We start from the raw sequence: 305 nt of genomic DNA on the forward strand, positions 1-305 counted from the left end.
GTACTGGCACAGCATTTGCAATCAGTACTAGGTATCTGGCTGCCTCGCAGTTGGATGATGTACGGTAGCCGGGAACCTTAACAACACCCCGGGGCGATATTCCGAAAAGCCTGACGAGTAGGAAATTCTATGACGATTATGAGGTTATGATGACTACAGCAACATCCCCTATCATCGGCGCTTACCTGGTGAAAGGCACAATTGGCAATACCCAGTTAGTCGGCGCTCCGCTGGTCACTTACGCACTGGTCGTGGTACCGGGCCAGCATCATGTGTCCGGTCATGTCAATGTGACGCAGGCGACT

Annotated in this window: 1 protein-coding gene; it reads left to right on the forward strand. The window is 52.5% G+C overall.

The genetic code is table 11. From position 1 onward, the window contains the following. Positions 1-149: 149 nt before the first annotated feature. A partial coding sequence (locus tag KDM89_RS21430; RefSeq protein WP_212689811.1) for a DUF1842 domain-containing protein occupies positions 150-305 on the forward strand: 156 nt, incomplete at its 3' end.

It is taken from the genome of Cognatundibacterium luofuense (assembly GCF_018139685.1).
In the GTDB taxonomy this organism is placed as follows: Bacteria; Pseudomonadota; Gammaproteobacteria; order Burkholderiales; family Burkholderiaceae_D; genus Undibacterium; species Undibacterium luofuense.